The 26,301-nt window shown below is 59.8% G+C and carries 20 protein-coding genes and 1 pseudogene; 13 read left to right on the top strand and 8 right to left on the bottom strand.

The window, feature by feature from the left end; translation table 11 throughout:
- Window positions 1-551: 551 nt before the first annotated feature.
- Complete coding sequence (locus tag AC1D2P_RS28220) at window positions 552-3,491, top strand: multicopper oxidase domain-containing protein (protein ID WP_477758368.1); 2,940 nt, start codon at window positions 552-554, stop codon at window positions 3,489-3,491.
- Between the two features lie 186 nt (window positions 3,492-3,677).
- Here the strand turns inward: AC1D2P_RS28220 and AC1D2P_RS28215 are convergent.
- Window positions 3,678-3,782 (bottom strand): annotated as a pseudogene (locus AC1D2P_RS28215) (VOC family protein); the annotation flags it as partial.
- 355 nt (window positions 3,783-4,137) lie between these two features.
- Here AC1D2P_RS28215 and AC1D2P_RS28210 point away from each other — a divergent pair.
- Both AC1D2P_RS28210 and AC1D2P_RS28205 read left to right on the top strand, forming a co-directional pair.
- Window positions 4,138-5,463: an OprD family porin gene (locus AC1D2P_RS28210; RefSeq protein WP_477758369.1), complete on the top strand. Its 1,326-nt coding sequence runs from the start codon at window positions 4,138-4,140 to the stop codon at window positions 5,461-5,463.
- A 307-nt stretch (window positions 5,464-5,770) separates the two neighbouring features.
- Window positions 5,771-7,447 carry an MFS transporter gene (locus AC1D2P_RS28205; RefSeq protein ID WP_477758370.1) on the top strand — a complete coding sequence of 559 codons (1,677 nt, stop codon included), beginning with the start codon at window positions 5,771-5,773 and terminating at the stop codon, window positions 7,445-7,447.
- 43 nt (window positions 7,448-7,490) lie between these two features.
- On the opposite strand, the gene AC1D2P_RS28200 is transcribed toward AC1D2P_RS28205, so the two are convergent.
- Window positions 7,491-8,474 carry a GlxA family transcriptional regulator gene (locus AC1D2P_RS28200; RefSeq protein WP_477758389.1) on the bottom strand — a complete coding sequence of 328 codons (984 nt, stop codon included), beginning with the start codon at window positions 8,472-8,474 and terminating at the stop codon, window positions 7,491-7,493.
- A 264-nt stretch (window positions 8,475-8,738) separates the two neighbouring features.
- On the opposite strand from AC1D2P_RS28200, the gene tynA reads away from it, so the two are divergent.
- Window positions 8,739-11,027, top strand: a complete 2,289-nt coding sequence (tynA, locus tag AC1D2P_RS28195; protein ID WP_477758371.1) for a primary-amine oxidase — start codon at window positions 8,739-8,741, stop codon at window positions 11,025-11,027.
- A 153-nt stretch (window positions 11,028-11,180) separates the two neighbouring features.
- Here tynA and AC1D2P_RS28190 read toward each other — a convergent pair whose 3' ends face one another.
- Together AC1D2P_RS28190 and AC1D2P_RS28185 are read right to left on the bottom strand one after the other, a co-directional pair.
- Window positions 11,181-11,489 carry a cupredoxin domain-containing protein gene (locus tag AC1D2P_RS28190; RefSeq protein WP_046032681.1) on the bottom strand — a complete coding sequence of 103 codons (309 nt, stop codon included), beginning with the start codon at window positions 11,487-11,489 and terminating at the stop codon, window positions 11,181-11,183.
- Between the two features lie 15 nt (window positions 11,490-11,504).
- Window positions 11,505-12,473, bottom strand: a complete 969-nt coding sequence (locus AC1D2P_RS28185; RefSeq protein ID WP_077431711.1) for a metallophosphoesterase family protein — start codon at window positions 12,471-12,473, stop codon at window positions 11,505-11,507.
- Window positions 12,474-12,670: 197 nt separating this feature from the next.
- Here AC1D2P_RS28185 and AC1D2P_RS28180 point away from each other — a divergent pair, with 197 nt between their 5' ends.
- The gene (locus AC1D2P_RS28180) at window positions 12,671-13,183 is read left to right on the top strand and encodes a sigma-70 family RNA polymerase sigma factor (protein WP_046032679.1); all 513 of its coding nucleotides are present in this window, start codon (window positions 12,671-12,673) and stop codon (window positions 13,181-13,183) included.
- A complete protein-coding gene (locus tag AC1D2P_RS28175; protein ID WP_223522633.1) occupies window positions 13,176-13,913 on the top strand; it encodes an anti-sigma factor family protein in 738 nt (245 codons plus the stop codon). The genes AC1D2P_RS28180 and AC1D2P_RS28175 overlap by 8 nt, the downstream gene beginning before the upstream one ends.
- Before the next feature lie 128 nt (window positions 13,914-14,041).
- On the opposite strand, the gene feaR is transcribed toward AC1D2P_RS28175, so the two are convergent.
- The 3 genes from feaR to paaY form a co-directional block, all read right to left on the bottom strand.
- Window positions 14,042-14,956 (bottom strand): transcriptional regulator FeaR, encoded by a 915-nt coding sequence (gene feaR, locus AC1D2P_RS28170; RefSeq protein WP_477758372.1) that lies wholly within the window; start codon window positions 14,954-14,956, stop codon window positions 14,042-14,044.
- Window positions 14,957-15,041: 85 nt separating this feature from the next.
- Entirely contained in the window at window positions 15,042-15,965 is a 924-nt protein-coding gene (gene paaX, locus AC1D2P_RS28165; RefSeq protein ID WP_223522631.1) for a phenylacetic acid degradation operon negative regulatory protein PaaX, read from the bottom strand.
- Between the two features lie 98 nt (window positions 15,966-16,063).
- Window positions 16,064-16,660 (bottom strand): phenylacetic acid degradation protein PaaY, encoded by a 597-nt coding sequence (paaY, locus tag AC1D2P_RS28160; protein WP_109787283.1) that lies wholly within the window; start codon window positions 16,658-16,660, stop codon window positions 16,064-16,066.
- Between the two features lie 371 nt (window positions 16,661-17,031).
- On the opposite strand from paaY, the gene paaF reads away from it, so the two are divergent.
- From paaF to paaK, 6 genes are all read left to right on the top strand, one after another.
- Window positions 17,032-17,805: a 2,3-dehydroadipyl-CoA hydratase PaaF gene (gene paaF / locus AC1D2P_RS28155; protein WP_477758373.1), complete on the top strand. Its 774-nt coding sequence runs from the start codon at window positions 17,032-17,034 to the stop codon at window positions 17,803-17,805.
- A gap of 54 nt (window positions 17,806-17,859) precedes the next feature.
- Window positions 17,860-18,651: a 2-(1,2-epoxy-1,2-dihydrophenyl)acetyl-CoA isomerase PaaG gene (gene paaG / locus AC1D2P_RS28150; protein WP_046032752.1), complete on the top strand. Its 792-nt coding sequence runs from the start codon at window positions 17,860-17,862 to the stop codon at window positions 18,649-18,651.
- Between the two features lie 3 nt (window positions 18,652-18,654).
- Window positions 18,655-20,172, top strand: coding sequence for a 3-hydroxyacyl-CoA dehydrogenase PaaH (gene paaH, locus AC1D2P_RS28145; protein WP_223522630.1), 1,518 nt, complete (start codon window positions 18,655-18,657; stop codon window positions 20,170-20,172).
- Complete coding sequence (gene paaI / locus AC1D2P_RS28140) at window positions 20,165-20,614, top strand: hydroxyphenylacetyl-CoA thioesterase PaaI (protein WP_477811696.1); 450 nt, start codon at window positions 20,165-20,167, stop codon at window positions 20,612-20,614. Before paaH ends, paaI begins: the two co-directional genes overlap by 8 nt.
- Complete coding sequence (gene pcaF / locus AC1D2P_RS28135; protein WP_109787286.1) at window positions 20,607-21,818, top strand: 3-oxoadipyl-CoA thiolase; 1,212 nt, start codon at window positions 20,607-20,609, stop codon at window positions 21,816-21,818. The genes paaI and pcaF overlap by 8 nt, the downstream gene beginning before the upstream one ends.
- Before the next feature lie 99 nt (window positions 21,819-21,917).
- Window positions 21,918-23,243 carry a phenylacetate--CoA ligase PaaK gene (gene paaK / locus AC1D2P_RS28130; RefSeq protein WP_109787287.1) on the top strand — a complete coding sequence of 442 codons (1,326 nt, stop codon included), beginning with the start codon at window positions 21,918-21,920 and terminating at the stop codon, window positions 23,241-23,243.
- 565 nt (window positions 23,244-23,808) lie between these two features.
- On the opposite strand, the gene AC1D2P_RS28125 is transcribed toward paaK, so the two are convergent.
- On the bottom strand, window positions 23,809-24,561 hold the full coding sequence (locus tag AC1D2P_RS28125) for a hypothetical protein (RefSeq protein WP_477758374.1): 753 nt from the start codon (window positions 24,559-24,561) through the stop codon (window positions 23,809-23,811).
- A 661-nt stretch (window positions 24,562-25,222) separates the two neighbouring features.
- On the opposite strand from AC1D2P_RS28125, the gene paaA reads away from it, so the two are divergent.
- Entirely contained in the window at window positions 25,223-26,212 is a 990-nt protein-coding gene (gene paaA / locus AC1D2P_RS28120; protein ID WP_046032668.1) for a 1,2-phenylacetyl-CoA epoxidase subunit PaaA, read from the top strand.
- The last annotated feature ends 89 nt before the right edge of the window (window positions 26,213-26,301 follow it).

Here is a 26,301-nt window from a genome sequence, read left to right as displayed (position 1 = left end):
CCGATGAGTTCACGCTGGCAGCCACAGTGCAGAACCTACGTCGGCTGGCCAAACTGACATCTCAAGGGCCACCAGTCACGGGATAGGTGCGCCTACACTAAGCCAAAAACCTCAAATTAACCCAATAACGACGCAGCAAAGGTCAACGAAGGGCCGAGAAACCACACAAAGTGGTGAGTAGGCTATCCGGTGGTAGCTGTGCTTGATTTTACTCAGGCTGAAAATCCGACTTTTTCAACAGAATCGGCCACAAGGGGACATCGATACATTCAGAAAGCGGCCACTTTTCTTGACCCAAATACTCCGCACAATCGCACCCGGTATTGGGGACTATTCCCCCTTCACCGGGGTTTCTCATACGTCTGTTTAAAGCCTGTAGCCAAGAGGAGCGCGGCGTAGAGTCATTAGTCACCTCCTGTCACTTTTGGCAGAAAGCTTGCATCGTTCCCATCCCGGCTCGAAATCAAACATTTCGCCAGCTGGGCTAGTAGCCGTGGCTCATTGCTCGAGTATTGCCACGCGCTCCGCAGAACCCGTCAGAGGTGTTTGCAATGAAACTAGATACCGGAAGGTTGACTCCTAGTCCATTGTCCAAAACCAGGCTGGCGCTGAGTATCTCTGCTGCCGCGCTCATGTTGGGGCTGGGCTTGTCCCAGACCCAGGCAGCCCCCCTCGACAATACCGATCCACCGCCTCCTACCGACCCATCGGCGTTCACCAATCAGCCTGCCGACCCCAATGCCGCATTGAGGGACTTGCTCAAGCAGCCGCCTGCAAACGTCGGCGCCTTCGACTTGCCCAATGGCGTGGTCGGTAACCGCAAGACGCCCTTGGTCGACAATGTGCTGCCACCCGATCTGCAACCCAGCTTCAATATCCCCACCAACGGTAATGCCAGCCCGGTATTCGGGGCTCAACCGTTCTCACAGAAGCTAGAACTGTTCGAGGAATTCGGTTCGAACAAACTGGATGCGGCCGACCCGCCATCACCCGTGCCGTTTCCGGTCCCGACGGTGGGCCCCGCACCGGCGCAAGATCCATTGAAGGTGGCGCGCAGTGGCCCGTCACCGGCTGCACTGGATGCCTTTCTCAGGCAGCCGGCATTGACGCCCTTCCCGACAGAGTTCTCCAACGTACTGGACCGCAACCCCTGGAGGGCACAGATCGAGGATTTCCTCAATCGCCGGGTCGATTCGCCCGCAGAGGGCCGGCCACCGGGAAAAGGCTGGTCGCACCAGCGTTTCAATGAGTTTTTCCCGCGCGACGCCTTCAAGACTGTGCAAGCCGGCGCGCACGTCAACAGCGGCTTGCGTGATCGTATGCAACGGCATAACTACGCCGTGGGGGAATTTGCGCCAGGCGGGCTCTATCACAACACCAACGGCAACCCGGCCAACGAGGGCACAACCAAGGGCATTCAAGTGCAGTTTCACCCCAACCTCCCTGTCCAGGACCACAATGCACTGTGGACGTTCGACGGCACCTTTCCGCCGAAACTGCTTCAAGTACGCTATGGCCAGGCGATGCTGATGCGTCATTACGATGCCTTGCCCATTGACCCGTCGGCCAACCGGGGCTTTGGCCTGCACACCCTCACCACCCATGAACATAACGGTCACTCCCCCGCGGAAAGCGACGGCTTTACCAACGCGTTCTTCTTCCCGGGCCAGTACTACGACTATCGCTGGCCGATCCAGTTGGCCGGTTACGACACCATCAATACCAGCGCTGAGGATCCGCGTGCGGCATTCCCCTGCGACCCCGGTGAAAAGCTTTTCGTCAACGACGCCAACCCCGGCTTCAAAACCTGCAACAACGGCGCCATCAAGATCCGCGGCGACTGGCGCGAAACCATGAGCACCCACTGGTTCCACGACCACATGCTCGATTTCACCGCGCAAAATGTCTACAAGGGCAATGCGACGATGATGAACTACTACAGCGCCGTGGACCGTGGCAACGAGTCGGTCGACGACGGGGTCAACCTGCGCTTGCCCAGTGGTTCGGCGCTGGGCTGGGGTAACCGCGACTATGACATCAACTTGACGATCGCCGACAAGGCCTGGGACAAGGCCGGCCAGTTGTGGTTCAACCCCTTCAACACCGACGGCTTTCTCGGTGACCAGGTGCTGACCAACTGGGAGTACAAGCCCTTCCTGGACGTACGTGCCCGCCGCTACCGTTTCAGGATTCTCAACGGATCGGTTTCTCGCTTCTTCACGCTGGCGGTGGTGCGTCAGGTCAATGGTAATGGTGGCGAGTTCCCTGGCCCGAGAAACTCCGGGGTTTCCTATAACCGGGTGCCGTTCCACATGATTGCCAACGACGGCAATATCATGGAGCACGCGGTGCCGTTCGATGGCAGCCTGGACCTCGATGGTGACGGAGACAAACAGGACCACAATGCCATTCTGCCGATACTGGGTATCGCTGAGCGCTATGACATCGTCGTCGACTTCGCGAAAAACGGCATCAAGCCGGGCGACAAAATTTTCTTCGTCAACATCGAGGAGCATGAAAACGGCAAGCTTCCCAAACGTGACATTCCATTGGCAGATGTACTCTCCGAGAAGTACCTTCCCGTCGTCAGGCAAACCAGCCACGGGCCACAGTGGATCAACGGCGACCCGGGCGTGGGCGTGTTCATGCAACTGAACGTGAGGCCTTACACTGGCCAGGATGTCAGCATGAACCCCGTCGACTTCGAGCCCGCCAAGCCTGGCAAACCCGAGGGCAGGTTCATGATCCCGCTGCCCTTGCACCGTGATGACCCTGCCGATATCGCCCGGCTCGCCCAGGCTCGGCACCGAACCTTTATCTTTGGCCGCTCCGACGGCACGGATTTCAAGCCGTGGACGATCAAGACCGATGGCGGCGAAGGCTTCAACATGGACCCGCGCCGGATTTCAGCCGCGCCACAACTGGCCACTGGCCCGACACCAGCAGGGTTCAAGGGTGAAGGCACGCTGGAAGTCTGGAAGATCCAGAACGGCGGCAATGGCTGGAGTCACCCGGTGCATGTGCATTTCGAGGAAGGGATCATTCTCACTCGAGGAGGCAAACCACCACCCGAATGGGAAAAAGGGGCGCGCAAGGATGTCTACCGTATTGGCTCCGATCCTGACAGCCTCGACAATGTCGAAATGGCCATACGCATCCGTGAGTTTGCCGGTACCTACCTGGAGCACTGCCACAACACACAGCATGAGGACACCTCGATGCTGCTGCGCTGGGACTCTGAGCACCCGGGCCAGTTCCAATTGATGCCCACACCGTTGCCGAGCTGGGACGGCGTGAAATTCGTGGACTCGGTTGCGTTACCGACATTCCGTACGGGAGATGGCGTCGGGCCGCAGATCAAGGTCGAAAACAGCAGCAGCGGCAGTAGCGGTAGCGGAAGCGGTAGCGGTAGCGGTAGCGGTAGCAGCAGTAGCAGTAGCAGTAGCAGTAGCAGTAGCAGTAGCAGCAGCAGCAGCGGAGGTAAAGGCTAGCGTCGTCTATCAAACGGCAGGTCAGGTCGTCAGCAAACGCAAAAAAGCTTATATGACCGTTTCAATCCCAAAGCCGCCTATCATCAAAGTCGGCTTCGGCTTGTTTGCTGCCCATCACGACAGGCAGAAAACGACCAGAAATGAACATTAAAATCCTCAGCCCTCACGCTACGCAACATCATGCTCTCAGGCTGTTACATGATGCTCGACCGCCCTGATTCCCAAGCTTTGAGTGAACCGCAATAGATAGCCATCTGGATCAAGTACCAGGAAATTAAGCTCACCGTGCAGGCGCAGATGGATGAAAATCCGCCCGGCCGAGTTTCAAAAACACCGACGCCCCATACCTCTGTACGACAAGCCTTATCCCTCCACGAAAATTACTTTCGCCTCGTTTGAAAATCACCTCTCGAAATGTTTTAAGAGTTTCACAACCCATTCGACGTGACCCTTTCGAGGAGTACCGCATGACCCTGTCCTTCGGACTTTCCTGCCTGATTTAACCGTATTCCGGTCGAACCAAAAAAAAACGTCATCCCGACGGCCTGATGTTCAGGGTCGCTCATCGGGTGCGCCCTGTTGCGCGCCGGTTTCGGGTTGGCGGTGAACCTCCAGAACAATCATAAGAATTCACCAGGAGCACCGTATGTACCAACGAGCAGTCCCCACCGCCCTCTTGCTGGCCGCCAGTTCCATGTGCGCGCAGGCAGCAGACACCGCCGCGCACGGCTTTCTGGAAGACAGTAAAGCCACCCTCTCGATGCGCACTTTGTATTTCAACAGCGACTACCGCGACGGCACCGCCGCCCCCTCGAAAACCGAAGAAGCGGCCCAGGGTTTGGTGCTGCGCTATGAATCCGGGTTTACGCAAGGCGCGGTCGGGTTCGGGCTGGATGCGCAGGCGCTGCAGGGCATCACGCTGGACAGTGGCGCAGGCCGGCATGTCGGCAGCGGCATGATCCCGACTGACGGCGACGGTGCGGCTGACGCCTGGAGCAGCTTCGGCCCGACGGCGAAGATGCGCATTTCAAAAACAGAATTTCGCTACGGCACCCTGCTGCCAAAGTTGCCGATCCTCATTGCCAACGATGCCCGGGTATTGCCGCAGTCGTTCACCGGTGCCCAAGTCACCTCGAACGACATCGATGGCCTGACCCTGACCAGTGGCGTGATTGAACACGCGGTCGGCCGAGCCTCCACCGACCGTACCGGTTTGTCAGTGCCTGGCGCGACTCAGGACAGCAACAAGTTCTACTACGCCGGTGGCGACTACAGCATCACCAAAGACTTGAAGGCCCAGTACTACTTCGCGCAGCTGGAAGACTTCTACAACCAGAACTTCCTGGGGCTGGTCCACGTCCTGCCGATTGACAGCAAAAGCTCGCTCACCACCGACCTGCGCTACTTCAACACGACCTCGACCGACGCCAACAGCACCGCCGCCGGCCGGGCGCAAGGTTATGGCATGTCCGGTTTCACCGAAAACAACAACGGTGAGATCGACAACAACACCTGGTCCGCGATGATCACCTATGTGAACGGGGGTCATGCGGTGTCTTTGGGGCATCAACGCGTGAGCGACGGCAGCAACTTCGTCCAGCCCAACCAGGGCAGCCTGGTGGACAAGGGCGCGGGTGGCGGCAGCGTTTACCTGCCCACGGACAAGATGATCCAGAACTTTGCCCGCGCCGGTGAGCAGACTAATTTCGGTCAGTACACCTATGACTTCGCGCCCCTGGGCATTCCAGGATTGAAAGCCACTGTGGCGTACCTCAAAGGCACGGACATCAAGGCCCGCAACGCCGGTGACCAGTCCGAGTGGGAGCGCGACATGACCCTGGACTACGTACTGCAATCGGGCACGCTCAAGGGCCTGGGCTTTACCGTGCGTAACGCCAAGTCCAATACGGACGCCGGGCGCAACGTCGACCAGAATCGCTTTATCGTCAATTACACGATTTCGCTGCTGTAAGCACCGGCCTTTAAGGAACCCACGATCTGTAGCAGCTGGCGAAGCCTGCTGCTACAGGGTTCGCTTTGGCTTGAGCATTACGAAGGTTTTCGGTTTTTTTGGGGCACTGATTTGTAGTCTGCGTGATGGCGAGTGGATATCTACGCGAAGGTGATTATGCTTCAACTAACCCGGCACCTATCCGAGGCGGTCAGCTGCATCCAGACTTCGTGCAATTTGCAATCCGACGACATCAGCCCCAGGGCCTGGGTGCGGTAAATGGTGTGAGGTACTCCGGCCTATAACAAGAGCAAGACGGAGAACACTCATGGCCGTAATCGACAGCACAACCACGGGCAGCACGCCCAAACGCGGGATCACCAAGGAGGAGCGCAAGGTCATTTTTGCCTCTTCCCTGGGCACCGTTTTCGAATGGTACGACTTCTACCTTTACGGCTCCCTCGCCGCAATCATCGCCAAGCACTTCTTCGCGGGGGTCAATGAGACCACGGCCTTCATCTTCGCACTGCTCGCGTTCGCCGCAGGCTTCGCCGTAAGGCCTTTCGGCGCCATCGTGTTCGGTCGGCTGGGTGACATGATCGGACGCAAGCACACCTTCCTGATCACCATTGTCATCATGGGTATTTCCACCGCCATCGTCGGCTTTCTACCGGGCTACGCCACCATCGGCGTGGCAGCGCCGGTCATCCTGATCAGCCTGCGCCTGCTGCAAGGCCTGGCCCTGGGCGGTGAGTACGGCGGCGCCGCGACGTACGTGGCTGAACATGCGCCGCCCGGCAAGCGCGGTTACTTTACGTCGTGGATCCAGACCACGGCGACCCTGGGCCTGTTTCTTTCGCTGCTGGTGATTCTCGCCTGCCGCACCCTGCTCGGCACCGAAGCGTTCGAGGCCTGGGGCTGGCGGATTCCATTCCTGCTCTCGATCCTGCTGCTGATCGTCTCGGTGTACATCCGCCTGCAACTGAGCGAGTCGCCGGTGTTCAAGAAAATGAAGGCGGAAGGCAAAGCCTCCAAGGCACCGCTGACCGAGTCCTTCGCCCGCTGGGGCAACCTGAAAATCGTCATCATGGCCTTGCTCGGCGGTACGGCCGGCCAGGCGGTGGTCTGGTACACCGGGCAGTTCTATGCACTGTTTTTTCTATTGCAGATGCTCAAGATCGACCCACAAACCGCCAACCTGTTGATCGCCGGTTCGCTGCTGATCGGCACGCCGTTCTTCGTCATATTCGGCAGCCTGTCCGACCGCATCGGCCGCAAAGGCATCATCATGGCCGGCTGCATCCTCGCGGCAGTGACCTACTTCCCGATCTTCCATGCGTTGACCCAATACGGTAACCCCGACGTGTTCGCCGCGCAGGAAAAGAACCCGGTGACGGTGATCGCCGATCCCGGCCAGTGCTCGTTCCAGTTCGACCCGGTGGGCAAGGCCAGATTCACCAGTTCCTGCGACCTCGCCAAGAGCGTACTGGCGAAGAAAGCCATCCCCTACAAAAACGAGAAGGCCGAACCGGGTACCGTCGCGCAGGTCCGCATCGGCGACAAGGTGGTGCCGAGCTTCGAGGGCACCAGCCTGCCGGCCGCCGACTTCAAGGCCAGGAACGATGCCTTCGTCGCCACCCTAGGCACCGCCCTCAAGGACGCCGGTTACCCTGAAAAGGCTGATCCGGCGAAGACCAACTACCCGATGGTGTTGCTGCTGCTGACCATCCTGGTGATCTACGTGACCATGGTCTACGGCCCGATAGCCGCCTGGCTGGTGGAGCTGTTCCCGGCGCGCATCCGCTACACCTCGATGTCACTGCCGTACCACATCGGCAACGGCTGGTTCGGCGGTTTTCTGCCCACGGTGGCCTTCGCCATGGTCGCGGCCACGGGGGATATCTATTACGGGCTGTGGTATCCGATCGTGATCGCGGTGATGACGGCCGTACTCGGCACGTTCTTCCTGCCGGAAACCAAGGACCGCGAGATTCATCACACTTAAGGTGAACAACCGCCCTCTCCTGCCGGGGAGAGGGCATGGTTGTTTATTTGACGAGCCGTGTTTCCTTGGACGGCCGGTAGCCAAAATACGAGCTATAGCACTTGCTGAAATGGCTCGGCGAAACAAACCCGCACGCCACCAACACGTCCACCTGGGACAACTCCGTGTGCTGAAGCAGTCGACGCGCTTCGGTGATGCGCAGCTCCATGTAATAGCGCTGCGGCGTGGTGCCCAGTTGCTCCTTGAACAAGCGCTCGAGCTGGCGACGTGAACGCCCGGCGTAGACCGCCAGTTGTTCCAGCTCCAAAGGTTCTTCGAGGTTGGCGTCCATCAGCTTGACCACCTCACGCAACGGCGCGCTCACGCAGATGTTTTCCGCCGGTTTGATGCGCCGGTAGCGAGATTCTTCGAAAGCCAGAATGTCCTCGATACCCTCGACCAGCGCTTTATCGTGCAGCCCCTTGATCCAGTCCAGCGCCATATGGAAAGCCCCCGCAGGGCTGGACGCCGTGAGCCGGTCCCGGTCAATCACGTACGGCTCGCTGGTGACATGAGCGGCCTTGGAAACCTCCGCCAGCGCGGGCCGATGCTCTGGATGAATGGCGCAACGGTAGCCGTCCAGCAGGCCAGCGCTGCCCAGAAACCACGCGCCGTTCCACAGCCCGGCCAGGGTGATGCCCTGCTCTGCCGCAGCCTTGAGCACGCTGATCAGTTCATCGCTTGCCTTCAGTTCAGTCCGGTAGCCGCCACAAATGACCAGCAGATCCAGCTGATGAAGCGCCCCCGCAGTGAATCGGGCATCGGGTCGAATGACCAACCCCAGATCGCTGACCACCTCCCCGTCATTCAAGCCAAACGTGCGGGACGAGAACAACCCGGGGCGTAGCAGGTTGGACGTGACAATCGTGTCCAGCGCTTGCGTGAACGCCGGCAGCGAAAAGTGTTCGAGCAGCAAAAAACCGGTTCGCGTCAGTTGCGCCGGCGCGTTGGAATGCTCATTGAGGTAGCGGAGGTTTTTGCCTTTCATGCCGCCGCTGAATTGCCGTCGTTCGATCAATGTACGACCCACTTGATTACGTTAACGTTGGAAGCCAAGACACGCGTATTCATTATGCGACAGATCAGGCCAACTGGAAGCTGGCCGACGCCAGGTTGTCGTTTGTGGATTAACCTTGGTCAACCGCTCATTTAGGCACGCAGAAACAGAAATCTGGCAGGAATTCACAAGAAGCCATCCACTGGCTGTAGCAAAGTGTGCTGTGCTGTCACCGGTTTACCAAGGAACTCAGAAATGTTCACCTCCATTGTCTCGTTAAAAAGAAAACCACTGGCCCGGCTCGCGCTGGCCATTTCCCTGAGTACCTTCGGCTTGCCGGGTTTGATGTCTAGCGCACAGGCCCACGGCGGGGCTGCCGAGATGGTGCCGCTGCAAACAACGCTTGAAGAGTTCGGCGCCACGGTCAAATGGGACAGTTACGCCAACCTCTTCGTGATTGCCAAGGACGGTGTCTTCCTCAAGGTCAAACCGGACAGCAAAGTCGCCATGCTCAATGGCAAGCGCATGGAGCTGTCGGTCCCGGTGGTGTTCAAACACAACACCGCGTACATGTCGAAGGACTTCATCAATCAGGTGTTCCAGTCCGGCCTGGATAAAACCTTTGTCGTCGAAACCCGCCCTAACCCGCTCAACCCGTTGAGCGCGGACGAAATCAAGGCAGCGGTGGACATCGTCAAGCAGTCCGAGCATTACCAACCCGGCTTTCGTTTCACCGAAGTCTCCGTCAATGAGCCGCCCAAGGATCAGGTCTGGAACTTCGTCTTCACTGGCCAGAATGTCACGCAACCGCGCCAGGCCAACATCGTGGTGCTGGACGGCAAGCACGTGATTGAAGCGTTGGTCGATCTCGACGCCAAGGCGCTCAAGTCCTGGAAGCCGATCGAAGGTGCACACGGCATGGTCCTGCTGGACGATTTCGCCACCGTGCAGTCGGCCGTCGAGAACAGCCCCGAGTACGCGCAAGCCTTGGCCAAGCGTGGCATCAATGATGTGAAGAAGGTCGTCGCCACGCCGCTGACGGTCGGTTACTTCGATGGCAAGGACGGGCTGACGCAGGACAAACGCCTGCTGAAAATCGTCAGCTACCTCAACACCGATGACGGCAACTACTGGGCGCACCCGATCGAGGGCCTGGTGGCGATTGTCGACCTTGAGCAAAAGAAGCTGATCAAGATCGAAGACGAGGCACTGATTCCTGTACCGATGAAGCCGACGCCGTACGACGGCCGTGGCCGCAAGGGTGTGCAGGTCAAGCCGCTGGAAATCATCGAGCCGGAAGGGAAAAACTACACCATCACCGGCAACAGCATTCACTGGCAGAACTGGGACTTCCATGTTCGCCTCGATTCGCGGGTCGGCCCGATCCTGTCCACCGTCACGTACGACGATAAGGGCAAGAAACGCAAAATCATGTACGAAGGCTCGCTGGGCGGGATGATCGTGCCTTACGGCGACCCCGACGCCGGCTGGTACTTCAAGGCTTACCTGGACTCAGGCGAATACGGCATGGGTACCCTGACTTCGCCGATTGCCCGCGGCAAAGACGCCCCGCAAAACGCCGTGCTGCTCGACGCCACAATCGCCGACTACACCGGCGCGCCGCAGTCGATTCCCCGCGCCATAGCGGTGTTCGAACGCTACGCCGGCCCGGAATACAAACACCAGGAAATGGGCCAGCCCAACCTCAGCACCGAGCGGCGTGAACTGGTGGTGCGCTGGATCAGCACCGTGGGCAACTACGACTACATCGTCGATTGGGTCTTCCAGCAAAACGGCACCATCGGCATCGATGCCGGCGCCACCGGGATCGAAGCGGTCAAGGGCGTGCAGTCCAAGACCATGCACGAAGCCACGGCCAAGGAAGACACGCGCTACGGCACCCTGCTGGACCACAACATCGTCGGCACCACGCACCAGCACATCTATAACTTCCGCCTGGACATGGACGTGGATGGCGAAAGCAACTCGCTGGTTGAAGTGAACCCGGTGGTACTGCCCAACGACCGTGGCGGCCCGCGCACCAGCACGATGCAGACCGAGCACAACGTGGTCAGCAACGAACAGCAAGCTGCACAGAAATTCGACCCTTCGACCGTTCGCCTGATGACCAACTTCAGCAAGGAAAACAAAGTCGGCAATCCGGTTTCCTATCAGTTGATTCCGTATGCCGGCGGCACGCACCCGGTGGCCAAGGGCGCCAACTTCGGCAAGGACGAATGGCTCTATCACCGCCTCAGCTTCATGGACAAACAACTGTGGGTGACGCGCTACGATCCGCAGGAGAAGTACCCGGAAGGCAAATACCCGAACCGTTCGGACAAAGACTCCGGGCTCGGGCAGTTCACCGCGGATAACCAGTCCATCGAAAACTCGGACGATGTGGTCTGGCTGACCACCGGCACCACGCACATTGCGCGGGCCGAGGAATGGCCGATCATGCCGACCGAGTGGGTTCACGTGCTGTTGAAGCCGTGGAACTTCTTTGACGAGACGCCGACGTTGAACCTCAACGCCCCAAAATAAACACACGAAAACCTGTAGGAGCATGGCTTGCCCGCGATGACAGTGTGTCAGTCGACATCGCAGTCATCTGACACACCGCCATCGCGGGCAAGCCATGCTCCTACAGGGGGGGGCGGGTTTCTTCAGGTGGATTGGTCGCAGGTGCTTGCAGCATCACTGGCTAACCACAATCTTCCCAATCATCTGCGGATGCAGCGCACAAAAATATTCAAACTCTCCCGGCGTATTGAACACCCAGGAAAAGCTGTCATTGGTGTCCAGCGCCCCTGAGCGAAACACCTTGTGGGTTTCCGCCACCGTGTGCGGAATCTGGTCGTCGTTCACCCACGTCACTTTGGTGCCCACGGCCACATTCAAATCCTTGGGCCCGAACATGAACTCCTTGATATCGATTTTCACCTCCTGAGCCCACACCGGCATCGACAGCATCAGGCAGGCCGCAGCCAACAGTCGCTTTTTCATCCGAGTATCCTCCCCCTAAACCAGTGTCGAATCGATCAGCGCCAGCGGATGATCACCCTGCGTCGCTCGCACATCGGTGATCCCCAGGTAATTGCGCAGCTGATCAGCCGCCACCGTCATCGGCCCAGGTGTCGGTGCCGCACCCGGTGCGGGTTGTGGATAAGCGGTGCCACGGGCGGTGTGGAAGGTGATATTGCCTTCGACTTTCTGGATGACCTGGTGGATATGCCCGTTCAACACCGTCACCGAACCGTACTTGCGCAGCATGGCAATCGCCTGATCGCCATCCTCGGTGCCCCAGCCCCACGGCTGATAAACCGTCCACAACGGGATATGGGTAAACACCACAATGGGCGTGCTGCTGGTCACGGCGCGCAAATCATCGGCCAGCCAGGCCAGTTGATCGGCGCCGAGGGTCGCTTCACGGCCCGCCTGGAAATTGAAGACATTCACCAGCGCAATAAAATGCACGCCGTGGTCGTCGAAGCTGTACCAGCCATTGCCTTTGGTGCCCTTGCCGTAACGCTCCAGGTAGAGCTTGCCGCCGCCCTCGTCGAGGGTGTCATGCTCCCCCGGGACGTAGTGCACGGTGGACGGCAGGCCCTTGAGCAGTTGCGCGGCCGTGTCAAATTCCTCGGGTTTGGACAGGTGGGTGATATCGCCGGTATGCAGAATCAGCGACGGTGGTTTTGGCAGCGCGATGACCTTGTCGATCGCCACCTGCAAGGTCTTCACCGGTTCCGGGTTGGCCTCCTTGTTGAAGCCGATGTGCGAGTCGCTGATCTGCACGAAGTGGAAGGTGCTGGCCAGTGCCTTGGGGTCGGAAACGTTGCCCGTCGCATCCAGGGCAAAGGCCCGGGGAATGCCACCGCTCAAGGCCCAGATGACCCCCGCTCCGGCCCACGCCGAGCATTTCAGCAGTGTCCGGCGGTCGGGGTTGAGCGGGCCGTCGGTGCGAAGCGGGTGTCTTGATTGAATGTCCATCGGTTTTCCCTCGCTGGCGACGAGGCTGCGTTGCGTGTCCGCAGGACCGCCCTTCGGGGGCCGCTACGCAGCCCAACGCAGCCTCGTGCCTCGACAGCGGCTACAGGGAAATGAGTTGTGTGTTGGAAAAGTTGTTTTTTTCGGGAATAAAATGCGGAGTAGCGCGGTTATAGAGGTGGGACAGTGCGGGAACCACTATGAAGCGATTTGAGGAACTGTTTGCGCCCCACCTGGACGCGGCCTACAACCTCGCGCGCTGGCTCACCGGCAACGACAGCGCCGCGCGCGATGTCGTCCAGGAAAGTGCCCTGCGCGCATTCCGCTTTTTACACCGCTTCGCCGATGGCAACGCCAAGGCGTGGTTCCTGACCATCGTGCGCAACGAAAGCTACACCTGGCTCAAGGCGTCGGCCGGGCGCCATTGGGTCGCGATCGGCGATGAATTATCCGAAGAGGACGCCGCGCTGGGTCATGGCCAAACCCCGGAACTGCTGGCCATTCATACGGAAAATGCGGCGCTGATCCAGCAAGCCCTGTGCGCCCTGCCGCCGGCATTTCGTGAGGTGATTGTTCTGAAAGAACTCGAAGACCTGCCCTACAAGGACATCGCCCTGGTGGTCGATATTCCCATCGGCACCGTCATGTCGAGACTGGCTCGGGCGCGCGCCATGCTCAAGCTCGAACTACTGAAGTTGCACGATCATGAATGAACTCGACTGCACGGTTTGCCAGACGTTGATGCACGGCTATCTGGACAAGGAACTTGACCCGCCGACGACGGCAACGGTAGCCGGGCATTTGGCCGAGTGCGCCGAATGCGCGCGCTTGCACGATCAGGCGAGGCTGCTGATGCTCGGCGTGAAACGCCAGGCGCCGTATTACACGGCCCCGGCATCGTTGACCGCCAGTGTGTTCGCCGCTGCTGCCCCGCGCCCAAACATTGTCGAGCGCTGGCGAACATGGTTCGCACCGGCCTTTTCTGCGGCAGCGTTGGGCCTGGCGGTGGTGCTTTATGTGGCTACGCCGGCCAGCGAGCAGCCATTGATGGACGAAGCTGTCTCCAGTCATGTCCGCTCGTTGATGGGTGAGCATTTGAATGATGTGGTGTCGTCCGACCGTCACACCGTGAAGCCTTGGTTCACCGGCAAACTCGACTTCTCGCCACCGGTCGTCGATTACTCGGCACAAGGGTTTGTGCTGTTGGGCGGACGGCTGGATTACTTGCAGCACCAGACCACGGCGGCCCTGAGTTATGGACGGGCCAAACACATTATCAACGTGTTTATCCTGCCCACGCCGGAGGCGGACAAGCCACTACAGAGTCAGTCCATTCGTGGTTTTAACGTGATGTCCTGGCAAGCGAATCACATGCGATTTGTGCTGGTATCCGATCTGGAGAAAAGCGAGCTGAAGGCGTTCAGCCAGTTGCTCAAGCCGTAGCCCCCCCCCCTGTAAGAGTGAGCCTGCTCGCGATGGCGGGGTGTCAGATAAATTGAAGCTGTCTGACACTACGCCATCGCGGGCAAGCCATGCTCCTACAGGGGAATTACGGTGTAGTTGAGGGATGATCAGGCGCGGTTTTTTCGGTACTCACCGGGGGAAATGCCAAACCGCGATTTGAATGCCGTGGAGAAGTGACTCGAATCGGAGAAGCCCCAGGAGTAGCCCAGCACGGACAGTTTCTGTTCGGTGCGCGATTGGCGCAGGGATTGGGCGCACAAGTCCAGCCGACGATTCTTGATGTATTTCGCGACCACCAGGCCCTTCTTGGCAAAGATCCGGTACAACCCTCGAACCGACATGCCAACTTCCCGCGCCAGCCATTCCGGACACAGCTCTTCGGAGCGAATGTTCGCATCGATGCATTCCAGCGTCTTGCGAAAGATCCGCTCATGCAAATCGTTGCTGTCTTCGGCTTGGCTGATGGCCGGGCGCAGCAGACTGACAATCGCCTCCAGCGTCGCCTCACTTTCGGGCAGGCTGAGGCTGCTCTGGCGCGAGGCATCGAGAATCAGATGGTGAGAGAGCATCGCCATCGGTGACGTTGCGGCGATCCGGTGACCGCACTTGATCTGGTTGAAGCGCAAGGATTGCTCAATCAACGGCGCAGGCAAAATCAGCGACAACTGCCGGGAGTTTTCGCTGTAGGTGAAGTCGCTGGGGCGCGAGGCGTCGATCAGGGTGATGTCACCGGCCGACAGCAACACCTTGTCGTCGCCCTGAGCCATGCCTGCCGTACCGTCGAGTTGGAACACCGCAAAGTATTTACCGCCCTCGCCCACCGCGACTTCGGCAGGTGTGCGGTACAACCGCGCCTGGCAGGCGTCGACAAAACTGAGTTTCAGCGCGCCGCTTTGGTATTCGCGAATCTGGCCGGAAAACTCATCGCCCAGGGTTTGCGCATTGAAGGCGCCGCAGATCTGGTTGATCTGATGAATCCATTGATCAAATCCATCACGGCGCTGTGCATTTGCAGAAATCATGTCGGGCCTCACGCAGGCTTATTTTTATTGTCTACGCCAATCCACAGGTCCTCCCTAACCAACACACTCCCACCACAATGACGGGCTACTTCAGCCCGCCAAACCGTCGATAGAAACTATCGCCCACGTCCGGCAACGGACCATCGGCGGTTTCCAGTGCACTGTTCAACCATTCTTCGGCTTTGGCGTAGATCAGCCGGTAAATGTTGCGGCACAACTGGCGAGCGGCCCGACCTTCCCAATCGCCGGGCAGTAACTCGTCCGGCAGTTGCGGGTCGCGCAACAGCAGCTTGCGGTATTCATGAATAAGCAGGACGCGTGCCAGGAAGCAGTCACTCGGTTGCAGGTTCTCTTGCTCGCGAAGCGCTTGCCAGAGCGGTCGGAACAGTTGAATGAACTCGCTGTAATGGGTCGCCAGTTCTTCGATGTTCCAGCTTTCGCGCACCTGCAAACGCAAGGCCTTGGAGGCCAGGACGTCCTGCGCGGTGGTTTCGAAGACGATGGTCTCTTCCTGAACGCCGAGGTCGAGCAACGTGGCGTTGAGATCGTTGCGGTCACTGCGCGGACACGCCAGCACCGCCGGCGAAATCGCACCAAAACCTTGCCACTCCAGTTCTTCGCGCACCTGTTTGCGCTTGTCCTGAGTCAGTTGCGTGAGCATCACCAGGCACCAGGAACCGTCCCACGCAGGGACAGTGGAGCTGTAGACGCGTTTGAACGCCTTGTCGAATCGCCGGCGACCGGTGCCGGTGAGGCTGTAATAGCTGCGGCGCCCGACTTTCTCGGCGGTCAGCCAGCCTTCTTTGGTCAGGCGGAAAATCGACGTGCGGATCAGCCGCTCGTTGATGCCGATAGGCTCGAGCAATTGAATCAGGCTGCCCAGCCAGACCGTTCCGCCGTGGGGCTCGATGGCGTCGCCGTACAAGGTAATGATCAGCGAGCTGGCGCGGATGGGCGTCTGCTCCTGGAAGCGGGTGATCAATTGGTTCAAGGGTGTCAGGGACGACATGGGCGTACCGGGCTGAAAAAAGAAAAGGAATATACCGGTTTCATATGACTCACACGTACCCGTGTAGCAGCTGCCGAAGGCTGCGGCTACAGAGGCATTCACAGGGTATTGCCTTTTGGGCGAAAGCCGCTGTCATTGATGCGCGGTCGATCCGCTTCCGGCTCGGTCAGTGGCTCGCAAACTTGCATCCGCTCAAGGCAACGCTTGGCCAGTTGTTGATATTCGCGGGTGCCCGCCTGCTTCCACGCCACTTCTTCGTCGCTGAGGCCGCGCTTGACGCTGGCCGGTGCGCCCATCACCAGTGACTGGTCGGGGCATTCGAACCCGGCCTTGACGAACGCCGCCGCCGACACGAATGAGCGCGGGCCGATCCGTGCGTTGTCCATCACCACGGCGTTCATGCCCACCAGCGCATCGGCGCCGATGCGGCAACCGTGCAGCACCGCGCCATGCCCGATGTGGCCATTGCGCTCGACCACCGTGTCGCTCTCGGGGAAACCATGCATCACGCAGGTGTCCTGCACATTGGCGCCCTCCTCCAGCACGATCCGGCCGAAGTCCCCGCGCAAACTCGCCAGCGGCCCGACGTAGCAATGGGCACCGACGATCACATCGCCGATCAGTACGGCTGACGGATGAACGTAAGCGGTGGGATCAACCACCGGGGTCAAGCCATCGAGGCTGTAGCAGGTCATTGGACATTCCTTCAAGCGCAGTGCCGGGCATCTTCGCAAAGCGATGCCGATAGAGGCTCATTTTGTATCACATCACTTTTAACAGCACAAAGACAAAAATCCGTATCACTTAGTCAAGGCGCCGAATAACCGCACCTCACGCGCTGTAAACCGGGCATTAAAGCCAGAAAAACCAGTGATTACTCGTTCACAAGGCTCCCTAAGCCGCGGACTGAAAGAAACCGACCGCTCATCAATAAGACACATTAAATTAACTTTTATGTTGTTATTGCGTATCACGTTGTAGGTATACTCAGGCAAAACCGGCCCACCGCGCCGATCCAATAATGAGCCGGCAGTACAGCCGAGCGTGCACCGTGAGGGCATCCGCCATGCCTCTAACCCTTGTTGTCGAGATCATCGAACCGGGCGTTCGCCTGATTACGTTGCAGCGCCCGCAAGCGCTGAACGCCCTGACCACCGAATTGCTCGGTGAGCTGGCCGATGAACTGAACGCCGCGCAAGCCGACGCCAACACCCGCGCCGTGGTCCTGACCGGCAGCCGCAAAGCCTTCGCGGCCGGCGCCGATATCAAGGAAATGGCCGAGCGCAATCTGGTCGGCATCCTCGACGACCCGCGCCAGGCGTCGTGGCAAACCATTACCCGCTTCAACAAACCGCTGATCGCCGCCGTCAACGGCTTCGCCCTCGGCGGTGGCTGTGAATTGGCGATGCACGCCGACATCATCATTGCCGGGGAAGACGCGCGTTTCGGCCAACCGGAAATCAACCTCGGGATCATGCCGGGCGCCGGCGGCACCCAACGCCTGCTGCGGGCCGTCGGCAAATCCATGGCCATGCAAATGGTCCTGACCGGCGAGCCGATCGACGCCCGCCAGGCGCAACGCGCCGGCCTGGTCAGCGAAGTGACCCAACCGGAATTCACCGTCGAACGCGCCTTGCAGATCGCCCGCAACATTGCCGGCAAAGCACCGCTGGCGGTGCGCCTGGCCAAGGAAGCGCTGCTCAAGGCCATGGACACCGACCTGTCCAGCGGCCTGCGTTTCGAGCGCCATGCCTTCACCGTGCTGGCCGGCACCCGCGACCGCGACGAAGGCATTCAGGCCTTTCAGGAAAAGCGCACACCGAACTTCACGGGCCAGTAATCACCCCGCCCTTTTTACAAAAAAGCGAACGACCTCCCAGAGAGCGCCATGACCATGAACTTCGAACACATCCTGTTTTCCATCGAGGCCGGTGTCGCCCTGCTCAGCCTCAATCGCCCCGAGCAACTGAACAGCTTCAACGCGCAGATGCACGGTGAAGTCAAAGAAGCCCTGAAGCAGGTTCGGCAAAACCCGGACGTACGCGTTTTGCTGCTGACCGGTGAAGGTCGCGGCTTCTGTGCCGGGCAAGACCTGGGCGATCGCAATGTGGCGCCGGGCAATGCCGCGCCGGACTTGGGCGAGTCCATCGAGAAGTTCTACAACCCGCTGATCCGCCAATTGCGCGACCTGCCAATGCCGGTGATCTGCGCGGTCAACGGTGTGGCCGCTGGCGCTGGCGCCAACATCCCGCTGGCCTGCGACCTGGTGTTGGCGGCGCGTTCGGCGAGCTTCATCCAGGCCTTCTGCAAACTTGGCCTGATCCCCGACTCCGGTGGCACCTGGACCTTGCCGCGCCTGGTCGGCATGGCCCGCGCCAAAGCCCTGACCTTGCTCGGCAATCGATTGAGCGCCGAACAGGCCGAGCAATGGGGCCTGATCTACCGCTGCGTGGACGACGCCGAACTGCGTAGTGAAGCGCTGACACTGGCCCGTCACCTCGCCACGCAACCGACCTACGGCCTGGCACTGATCAAACGCAGCCTCAATGCCAGCCTGAGCAACACCTTCGACGAGCAGCTTGAGCTGGAGAAAGACTTGCAACGCCTGGCCGGGCGCAGCGAGGACTACCGTGAAGGCGTCAGCGCCTTCATGGAAAAACGCAGCCCAAGCTTCAAGGGGCGCTGAGTCATGACCGCACTGAACACCAACGCACGCATCGCCGTGATCGGCGCCGGCGCCATGGGTGCCGGGATTGCACAGGTCGCGGCACAGGCCGGCCACACCGTGCTGCTGCTGGACAATCGCCCCGGCGCCGCGGCTCAAGCCATCGACGGCATTGACCGCCAACTGGGCAAACGCGTCGAGAAAGGCAAGCTCTCGGCCGACGCCCGCACCGCGACCATCGCTCGTTTGCTGCCTGTGGAAGCCATCGAAGCGCTGGCCGATTGCGAGTTGGTCATCGAAGCCATCGTCGAGAACCTTGAGGTCAAGCGCGCCCTCTTCCGCCAACTGGAAGGCATCTGCGGCGAGCGCTGCATTCTGGCGAGCAACACCTCGTCGCTGTCGATCACTAGCATCGCCGCACAACTGGATCACCCAGAACGCCTGCTGGGCCTGCACTTTTTCAACCCCGCGCCGATCATGGCGCTGGTGGAAATCGTCTCGGGGCTGGCCAGCGATCCAGCCTTGGCCGATTGCCTGTACGACACCGCCAAGGCCTGGGGCAAAAAACCGGTGCACACCCGTTCAACGCCGGGGTTCATCGTCAACCGCGTGGCCCGGCCGTTTTACGCCGAGAGCCTGCGCCTGCTGCAGGAAGGCGTTGCCGATTGCTCGACGCTGGATGCGCTGATGCGCGATGCCGGTGGCTTTGCGATGGGTGCTTTCGAACTGACAGACCTGATTGGCCATGACGTCAACTATGCGGTGACCTGCTCAGTGTTCGACGCCTATTACGCCGACACCCGCTTCCAGCCTTCGCTGATCCAGAAAGACCTGGTGGACGCCGGGCGTCTGGGGCGCAAAAGCGGTCACGGTTTCTACAGCTACGCCGAGAACGCCGAACGCCCGCAGCCGACCACCATCAGCAGCGAGCAGACCGTTGAAAGCTGYGTGATCGAAGGTGATCTCGGCGCTGCCAATGCGCTGATCCCGCGCCTGCGCACACACAACATCGAAGTCATTCAACGCGACGGCCAAGGCCTGTTGCGGGTGGGCGACGCGGTGCTGGCGTTGAGCGATGGGCGCATGGCCTGTCAGCGCGCCAGGGAAGACGGGTTGCGCAATCTGATCCTGCTCGACCTCGTGCTCGATTACGGCAACGCCAGCCGAATCGCGATCAGTTGCACAGCGGACATTGAGCCGGTGGCCCTCGAACAAGGCGTTGCCCTGCTGCAACGGGCCGGTTTCAACGTAAGCCTGCTCAACGACAGCCCGGCCCTCGCCGTGTTGCGCACTGTCGCTATGCTCGCCAACGAAGCCGCCGACGCTGTGCTGCAAAGCGTGGCGTCGGCCGCCGACATCGATCTGGCAATGCGCGCCGGGGTCAATTACCCGCAAGGCCCGCTGGCCTGGGCGGATGCCGTCGGCCTGTCGCACGTGCTCAAGGTGCTGGAAAACCTGCAAGCCAGTTACGGCGAAGAGCGCTATCGGCCCTCGCTGCTGTTGCGCCGTCGGGTCGCCGAAGGGAGGACTTTCCATGACTAATCACGAAGCGATGAACCTGGCCAGCGACTGCGCAAAAACCCTGTTCAACCGCGACGCCGCCAGCCAGGCGATGGGCATGCGCCTGCTCTCGGCGGCCCCCGGCTGTGCCCGCGTGGGCATGAGCGTGCGCGCCGACATGCTTCAAGGCCACGGTACCTGCCACGGCGGCTACCTGTTTGCGCTGGCCGACTCGGCGTTTGCCTTTGCCTGCAACAGCTACAACGACGCCACGGTGGCCATCGGTTGCAGCATCGACTACATCGCCCCGRCCCGCCTGGGCGACACCTTGACTGCCGAGTGCACCGAGCAAAGCCGTTCCGGGCGCACCGGCAACTACGACGTACGTATCGAAAACCAACAGGGGCAATTGATCGCCCTGTTCCATGGCAAATCCTACAAAGTGCGCGGCTCGGTGCTGGCGCAGGAGACCCCGAATGAATGACGCCTTGATCATCGACGCGGTGCGGACCCCGATCGGTCGCTACGCCGGAGCCTTGAGCAGCGTACGTGCCGACGACCTCGGCGCGGTGCCACTGCGTGAACTGCTGCGCCGTCACCCGCAGGTCGACTGGAATGCCGTGGATGACGTGATTTACGGGTGCGCCAACCAGGCCGGCGAAGACAACCGCAACGTCGCCCGCATGTCAGCGCTGTTGGCCGGCTTGCCGGTCAGCGTGCCCGGCACCACGCTCAACCGCTTGTGCGGCTCCGGGCTGGATGCCATCGGCACCGCGGCGCGAGCGATTCGTTGTGGCGAGGCTGGCCTGATGCTGGTCGGCGGCGTTGAATCGATGTCCCGCGCGCCACTGGTGATGGGCAAGGCCGAACAGGCGTTTTCCCGCGATGCGCAGATTTACGACACCACCATCGGCTGGCGCTTCGTCAATCCACTGATGAAGAAAACCTTTGGCATCGACTCCATGCCGGAGACGGCCGAGAACGTCGCCGAGCAGTTCAATGTCTCCCGCGCCGACCAGGACGCCTTCGCCCTGCGCAGCCAGCAGCGCGCTGGTGCCGCTCAAGCCAGTGGCCGTCTGGCCAAGGAAATCGTCGCGGTCGACATCCCGCAACGCAAAGGCCCGGCCAAAATCGTCGAGCACGATGAGCACCCGCGCGGCGATACCACGCTTGAGCAACTGCAGAAACTCGGTACGCCGTTTCGCGAAGGCGGCAGCGTCACCGCTGGCAATGCGTCCGGGGTCAACGATGGCGCGTGTGCGCTGCTGCTGGCCAGCCCGGAAGTCGCCAAACGCCACGGTTTGAAAGCGCGCGGCCGGGTGGTCGCCATGGCCACCGCCGGTGTCGAGCCACGCATCATGGGCATCGGCCCGGTGCCGGCGACCCGCAAAGTGCTGGAACTGGCCAACCTGAGCCTGGCCGACATGGACGTGATCGAACTCAACGAAGCCTTCGCTGCACAAGGCCTGGCGGTGCTGCGTGAACTGGGCCTTGGCGACAACGATCCTCGGGTCAACCCGAACGGTGGCGCGATTGCCCTTGGCCATCCGCTGGGCATGAGTGGCGCGCGCCTGGTGACCACTGCCCTGCATGAACTGGAAGAACGTCAGGGCCGCTACGCTTTATGCACCATGTGCATCGGCGTCGGCCAGGGAATCGCGCTGATCATTGAGCGTATATCCGACTAAAGAACCGCGATTCCCAAGGCGCCCAGAGGTATCCTTGGGGCATGCACTCAAAGCCCTGCCGCGGCCGGGCCGGAACACAAAAACAATTCGAGTGAATTCATGAACATGCCAATTGCCAAAGCCGTGCTTGATCCTGTGCTGGACCCGCTGGAAACCGCCAGCATCGACGAATTGCGTCAACATCAGCTGGATCGCCTGCGCTGGAGCCTGACTCACGCCTACAACAATGTGCCGCTGTACCGTCAGCGTTTCGATGCGCTGGGTGTGCACCCGGACGACATCAAATCACTGGAAGACCTGGCGAAGTTCCCGTTCACCACCAAATCCGATCTGCGCGATAACTACCCCTACGGCATGTTCGCCGTGCCGATGAACGAGGTGGTGCGCCTGCACGCCTCCAGCGGCACCACCGGCAAGCCGACCGTGGTCGGTTACACCCAGAACGACATCGACACCTGGGCCAACGTGGTCGCCCGTTCGATCCGTGCGGCAGGCGGTCGTCGTGGCGACAAGGTGCATATTTCCTATGGCTACGGCCTGTTCACCGGCGGTCTCGGTGCCCACTACGGCGCCGAACGCCTGGGTTGCACGGTGATTCCGATGTCCGGTGGGCAGACTGAAAAACAAGTGCAGCTAATCAAGGATTTCCAGCCGGACATCATCATGGTCACGCCGTCGTACATGCTCAACATCGCCGATGAAATCGAGCGCCAGGGCATCGACCCGCACAAACTGGCCCTGCGCCTGGGCATCTTCGGCGCAGAGCCGTGGACCGGCGAGCTGCGCAGTGCCATCGAGAACCGCTTGGGCATTACTGCACTGGATATTTATGGCCTGTCGGAAATCATGGGGCCGGGTGTCGCCATGGAATGCGCTGAAACCAAGGATGGGCCGACGATCTGGGAAGACCATTTCTACCCGGAAATCATCGACCCGGTGACCGGCGAAGTGCTGCCGGATGGTCAGATGGGCGAACTGGTGTTCACCTCGCTGAGCAAAGAAGCCTTGCCGATGATCCGCTACCGCACCCGCGACCTGACGCGCTTGCTGCCCGGCACCGCGCGGCCAATGCGTCGTATCGACAAGATCACCGGACGCAGCGATGACATGCTGATCATTCGTGGGGTCAACGTGTTCCCGACGCAGATTGAGGAGCAGGTTTTAAAAGTTAAACAACTGGCCGAGTGTTACGAGATCCATTTGTATCGCAATGGCAACATGGACAGTGTTGATGTGCATGTCGAGTTGAAGGCTGAGCACCAGCACCTGACCGATGATCAGCAGAAGGCTGTTTGCGGTGAATTGAGCAAACACATCAAGACGTATATCGGGATCAGTTCGCGGATCGTCTTGCAGCCGTTTCACTCGATCAAGCGATCTGAGGGCAAGGCTTGCCACGTTCTGGACAAACGCCCTAAAGCATGACTGCTGCACCCTTTATGGCCCCGCAATTGCGGGGCTTTTTTTTAGCTGGAACGCGTACGCCCTCTGTAGGAGTGAGCCTGCTCGCGATAGCTTTCTGGCAGCCGGCCATTTTCTATCGGGTGTACATATCCATTTTTGCGGTTACGGCGGCTATTGGTTCCGCCCTTACGGCGGGTCACTTTCGAAAAGCGCGAAAGTAACCAAAGCGCTTTTGCCCCTTTCGTTCGGTGCCTCGCTAAGGCTCGGCATGCCCTCGCTCCGGTCCTGCTCCGTGGGCCCGCCGCCATCCATGCCGGGTTGCCCACTGCGCAGAACCTGCGCTCGGCCTCTCGAGGGGGCGGTGCGTCAAGATCAAAAGCGGCAGGCGAGCTAACACTCGGCCTGTTGAGTGGTGAGAAGCCAAAGCCGCACCCCGATTTTTTGTAGGAGTGAGCCTGCTCGCGATGCTTTTGCTTTGATCGTTGATCGTTCCCACGCTCCGCGTGGGAATGCCGCCGGGGACGCTCTGCGTCCCGTTATCGATGCGAGGTTTGGGTCTGCGCAAGAACCCTCAAAGGCCTATTGCTCAGAGTTTGCGTGACAGCGCCCGGCGTACGCTGTCGCTGTTGAGCACTGCGTTTTCTGCGGGAGCCTCGACGCTTGCCTGCACAACCTCTTCTTCCTGAACAATGACTTCTGCCAGGGCAAAAAGATCGGCCTGGGCCGGTTGCATAACCTGTGCAGGGCTTGGTGCCCGAACGCGACTGGCGACCTGATTTTCCAGCTTCTCGAGGAAGGCGTTCAAATCGCTGACCAGCAGCTTCTTGCGCTGAGAGCCCTGATAAATCGCATAGAACAAATAGCCCGCTGCCGCTAAAAGCCCCAGACCTGCGGTCGCAATACCGGCGACACACAATCCAGACACGATCAGCACGGTATTCCAGTTGAAGGGCGCCAGCTCCAGCTCGGTGTGCAGCGCGTTGCCGTCGCGCAACACCCAGCGTTTGAAGGCGGTGTGGTTCTGCAAAATGGCATGCAGCGGCGAACCATCCTTTTTCAAAGCGCTGATCAACGAGATGTCCTGGCCGGTGCGCAACGGAATATCCACACCGCGCAACTTCACGTCGTGCTCGACGCCGTCCGGGGTTTTGACCCAGAACTCATGATTAATGATCGAAACCGAACTGACACGCACCGGCGTCACTTCACTGTCCTTGCCGTTCACATGAACGCCGCCAGTGGATGTTACGCGGGTTTCGCTGAGCTTTTCGCTGCCCACCACTTCACCGCTCAGGACAGTGAAAACAACCGATTTATCGCCATGGGTGAAAGTGTGCATTTCGATTCCTTGATAGACCCACGTCAGTCGACGCGCAGGAGAAAATCCGTATGCGGCGGATGCTACTAAGTAGCCATCAGGCTGTCCAGAAATCGGAGCCTCTGTGACGCGGAGCGTCAGGGGATGCATTCCCACGCAGAGCGTGGGAACGATCAAGCAAAAGCATCGCGAGCAGGCTCACTCCTGCAAAAAAAAAATCGGCGTACATCTTTTGCTCCCCACCACTCAACAGGCCGAGCGTTAGCTCGCCTGCAGCTTTTGATCTTGATGCACCGCCCCCTCGAGAGGCCGAGCGCAGGTTCTGCGCAGTGGGCAACCCGGCAAGGATGCCGGGTTAGCCGCCCCCGGCCATGGATGGCCGATGGCGGCGGGCCCACGGAGCAGGACCGGAGCGAGGGTATGCCGAGCCTAGGCGAGGCACCGAACGAAAGGGGCAAACGCGCTTTGGTTACTTTGGCGCTCTTCCAAAGTGACCCGCTGTAAGAGCGGAACCAATAGAAGCCATCACAAAAAAAACGGATATGCCCCCGACCAAACCAACCACCCATCCCAAAGCGATACAAAAACACATACGACACACCATTTTATGTTTGATATTAATTTCTGTATCGCTTATAAAGTTCTCCATGCCATCAAACAGATTCACGGCGGGAGACCAAAAATGTACGCACAGCTCGTAGAAACCGGCGTAAAGCGCATCAAAGACCTCTCGGAGATGTCCGAGGAGGAACGCGCCTTCCAGGAAAAAATCGATTCAGAAATAAAGATCGAAGCCAAGAATTGGATGCCAGATGCTTACCGGCAAACCCTGATCCGGCAGATTTCCCAGCACGCCCACTCTGAAATCGTCGGCATGCTGCCCGAAGGCAACTGGGTCACCCGCGCGCCGACGCTGAAACGCAAACTGCAATTGATGGCGAAGATTCAGGACGAGGCCGGTCATGGCCTGTACCTCTACAGCGCCATGGAAACCCTGGGCGCCGACCGCGATGAAGAAATCGCCAAGCTGCACAGCGGCAAGGCCAAGTATTCGAGCATTTTCAATTACCCGACGCTGAACTGGGCCGACATGGGCGCGGTGGGCTGGCTGGTGGACGGCGCGGCGATCGTCAATCAGGTGGTGTTGCAGCGCACCTCTTATGGCCCCTACTCCCGGGCCATGGTGCGGATCTGCAAGGAAGAAAGTTTCCACCAGCGCCAGGGTTACGAAATCCTCCTGACCATGATGCGCCACGGCAATCAGGCGCAAAAAGACATGGTCCAGGACGCGATCAACCGTCTGTGGTGGCCATCGCTGATGATGTTCGGCCCAAGCGACGAACACTCGCCGAACAGCGCTCAGTCCATGGCCTGGAAAATCAAGCGCCAGAGCAACGACGAACTGCGCCAGCGCTTCATCGACCAGACCATCCCGCAACTGGAACTGCTGGGCTGCACCTGCCCGGACCCGGATTTGAAGTGGAACGCCGAAACCGGCCACTACGACTTCGGCGAGATCCAGTGGAGCGAATTCTACGAAGTGCTCAAGGGCAACGGCCCATGCAACCAGGAACGCGTCGCCACCCGCCGCAAGGCGATTGAAGACGGTGCCTGGGTTCGCGAAGCCGCCGTCGCCCACGCCCGCAAAAAACAAAACAAGAACGCCGCCTGATCCGGCCACCTGATGTGGAGTCATTGAAATGTCTGAATGGACCCTTTTTGAAGTCTTCGTGCGCAGCAAGCACGGCCTCAACCACAAGC

The sequence above is a fragment of the Pseudomonas sp. P1_F1_2 genome, from assembly GCF_056405815.1.
The sequence above is the reverse complement of the archived record's forward strand: the minus strand, read 5'-3'. Positions and strand labels throughout refer to the sequence as shown.

Bases quoted from the DNA above. Each gene is read 5' to 3' on its own strand.
- tynA (WP_477758371.1), top strand. From the start codon at position 8,739: ATGTTCACCTCCATTGTCTCGTTAAAAAGAAAACCACTGGCCCGGCTC.
- AC1D2P_RS28205 (WP_477758370.1), top strand. From the start codon at position 5,771: ATGGCCGTAATCGACAGCACAACCACGGGCAGCACGCCCAAACGCGGG.
- paaK (WP_109787287.1), top strand. From the start codon at position 21,918: ATGAACATGCCAATTGCCAAAGCCGTGCTTGATCCTGTGCTGGACCCG.
- AC1D2P_RS28190 (WP_046032681.1), bottom strand. From the start codon at position 11,489: ATGAAAAAGCGACTGTTGGCTGCGGCCTGCCTGATGCTGTCGATGCCG.
- AC1D2P_RS28220 (WP_477758368.1), top strand. From the start codon at position 552: ATGAAACTAGATACCGGAAGGTTGACTCCTAGTCCATTGTCCAAAACC.
- AC1D2P_RS28175 (WP_223522633.1), top strand. From the start codon at position 13,176: ATGAATGAACTCGACTGCACGGTTTGCCAGACGTTGATGCACGGCTAT.
- pcaF (WP_109787286.1), top strand. From the start codon at position 20,607: ATGAATGACGCCTTGATCATCGACGCGGTGCGGACCCCGATCGGTCGC.
- AC1D2P_RS28125 (WP_477758374.1), bottom strand. From the start codon at position 24,561: ATGCACACTTTCACCCATGGCGATAAATCGGTTGTTTTCACTGTCCTG.
- paaG (WP_046032752.1), top strand. From the start codon at position 17,860: ATGAACTTCGAACACATCCTGTTTTCCATCGAGGCCGGTGTCGCCCTG.
- paaA (WP_046032668.1), top strand. From the start codon at position 25,223: ATGTACGCACAGCTCGTAGAAACCGGCGTAAAGCGCATCAAAGACCTC.
- AC1D2P_RS28185 (WP_077431711.1), bottom strand. From the start codon at position 12,473: ATGGACATTCAATCAAGACACCCGCTTCGCACCGACGGCCCGCTCAAC.
- paaF (WP_477758373.1), top strand. From the start codon at position 17,032: ATGCCTCTAACCCTTGTTGTCGAGATCATCGAACCGGGCGTTCGCCTG.
- AC1D2P_RS28210 (WP_477758369.1), top strand. From the start codon at position 4,138: ATGTACCAACGAGCAGTCCCCACCGCCCTCTTGCTGGCCGCCAGTTCC.
- feaR (WP_477758372.1), bottom strand. From the start codon at position 14,956: ATGATTTCTGCAAATGCACAGCGCCGTGATGGATTTGATCAATGGATT.
- AC1D2P_RS28180 (WP_046032679.1), top strand. From the start codon at position 12,671: ATGAAGCGATTTGAGGAACTGTTTGCGCCCCACCTGGACGCGGCCTAC.
- AC1D2P_RS28200 (WP_477758389.1), bottom strand. From the start codon at position 8,474: ATGAAAGGCAAAAACCTCCGCTACCTCAATGAGCATTCCAACGCGCCG.
- paaY (WP_109787283.1), bottom strand. From the start codon at position 16,660: ATGACCTGCTACAGCCTCGATGGCTTGACCCCGGTGGTTGATCCCACC.
- paaX (WP_223522631.1), bottom strand. From the start codon at position 15,965: ATGTCGTCCCTGACACCCTTGAACCAATTGATCACCCGCTTCCAGGAG.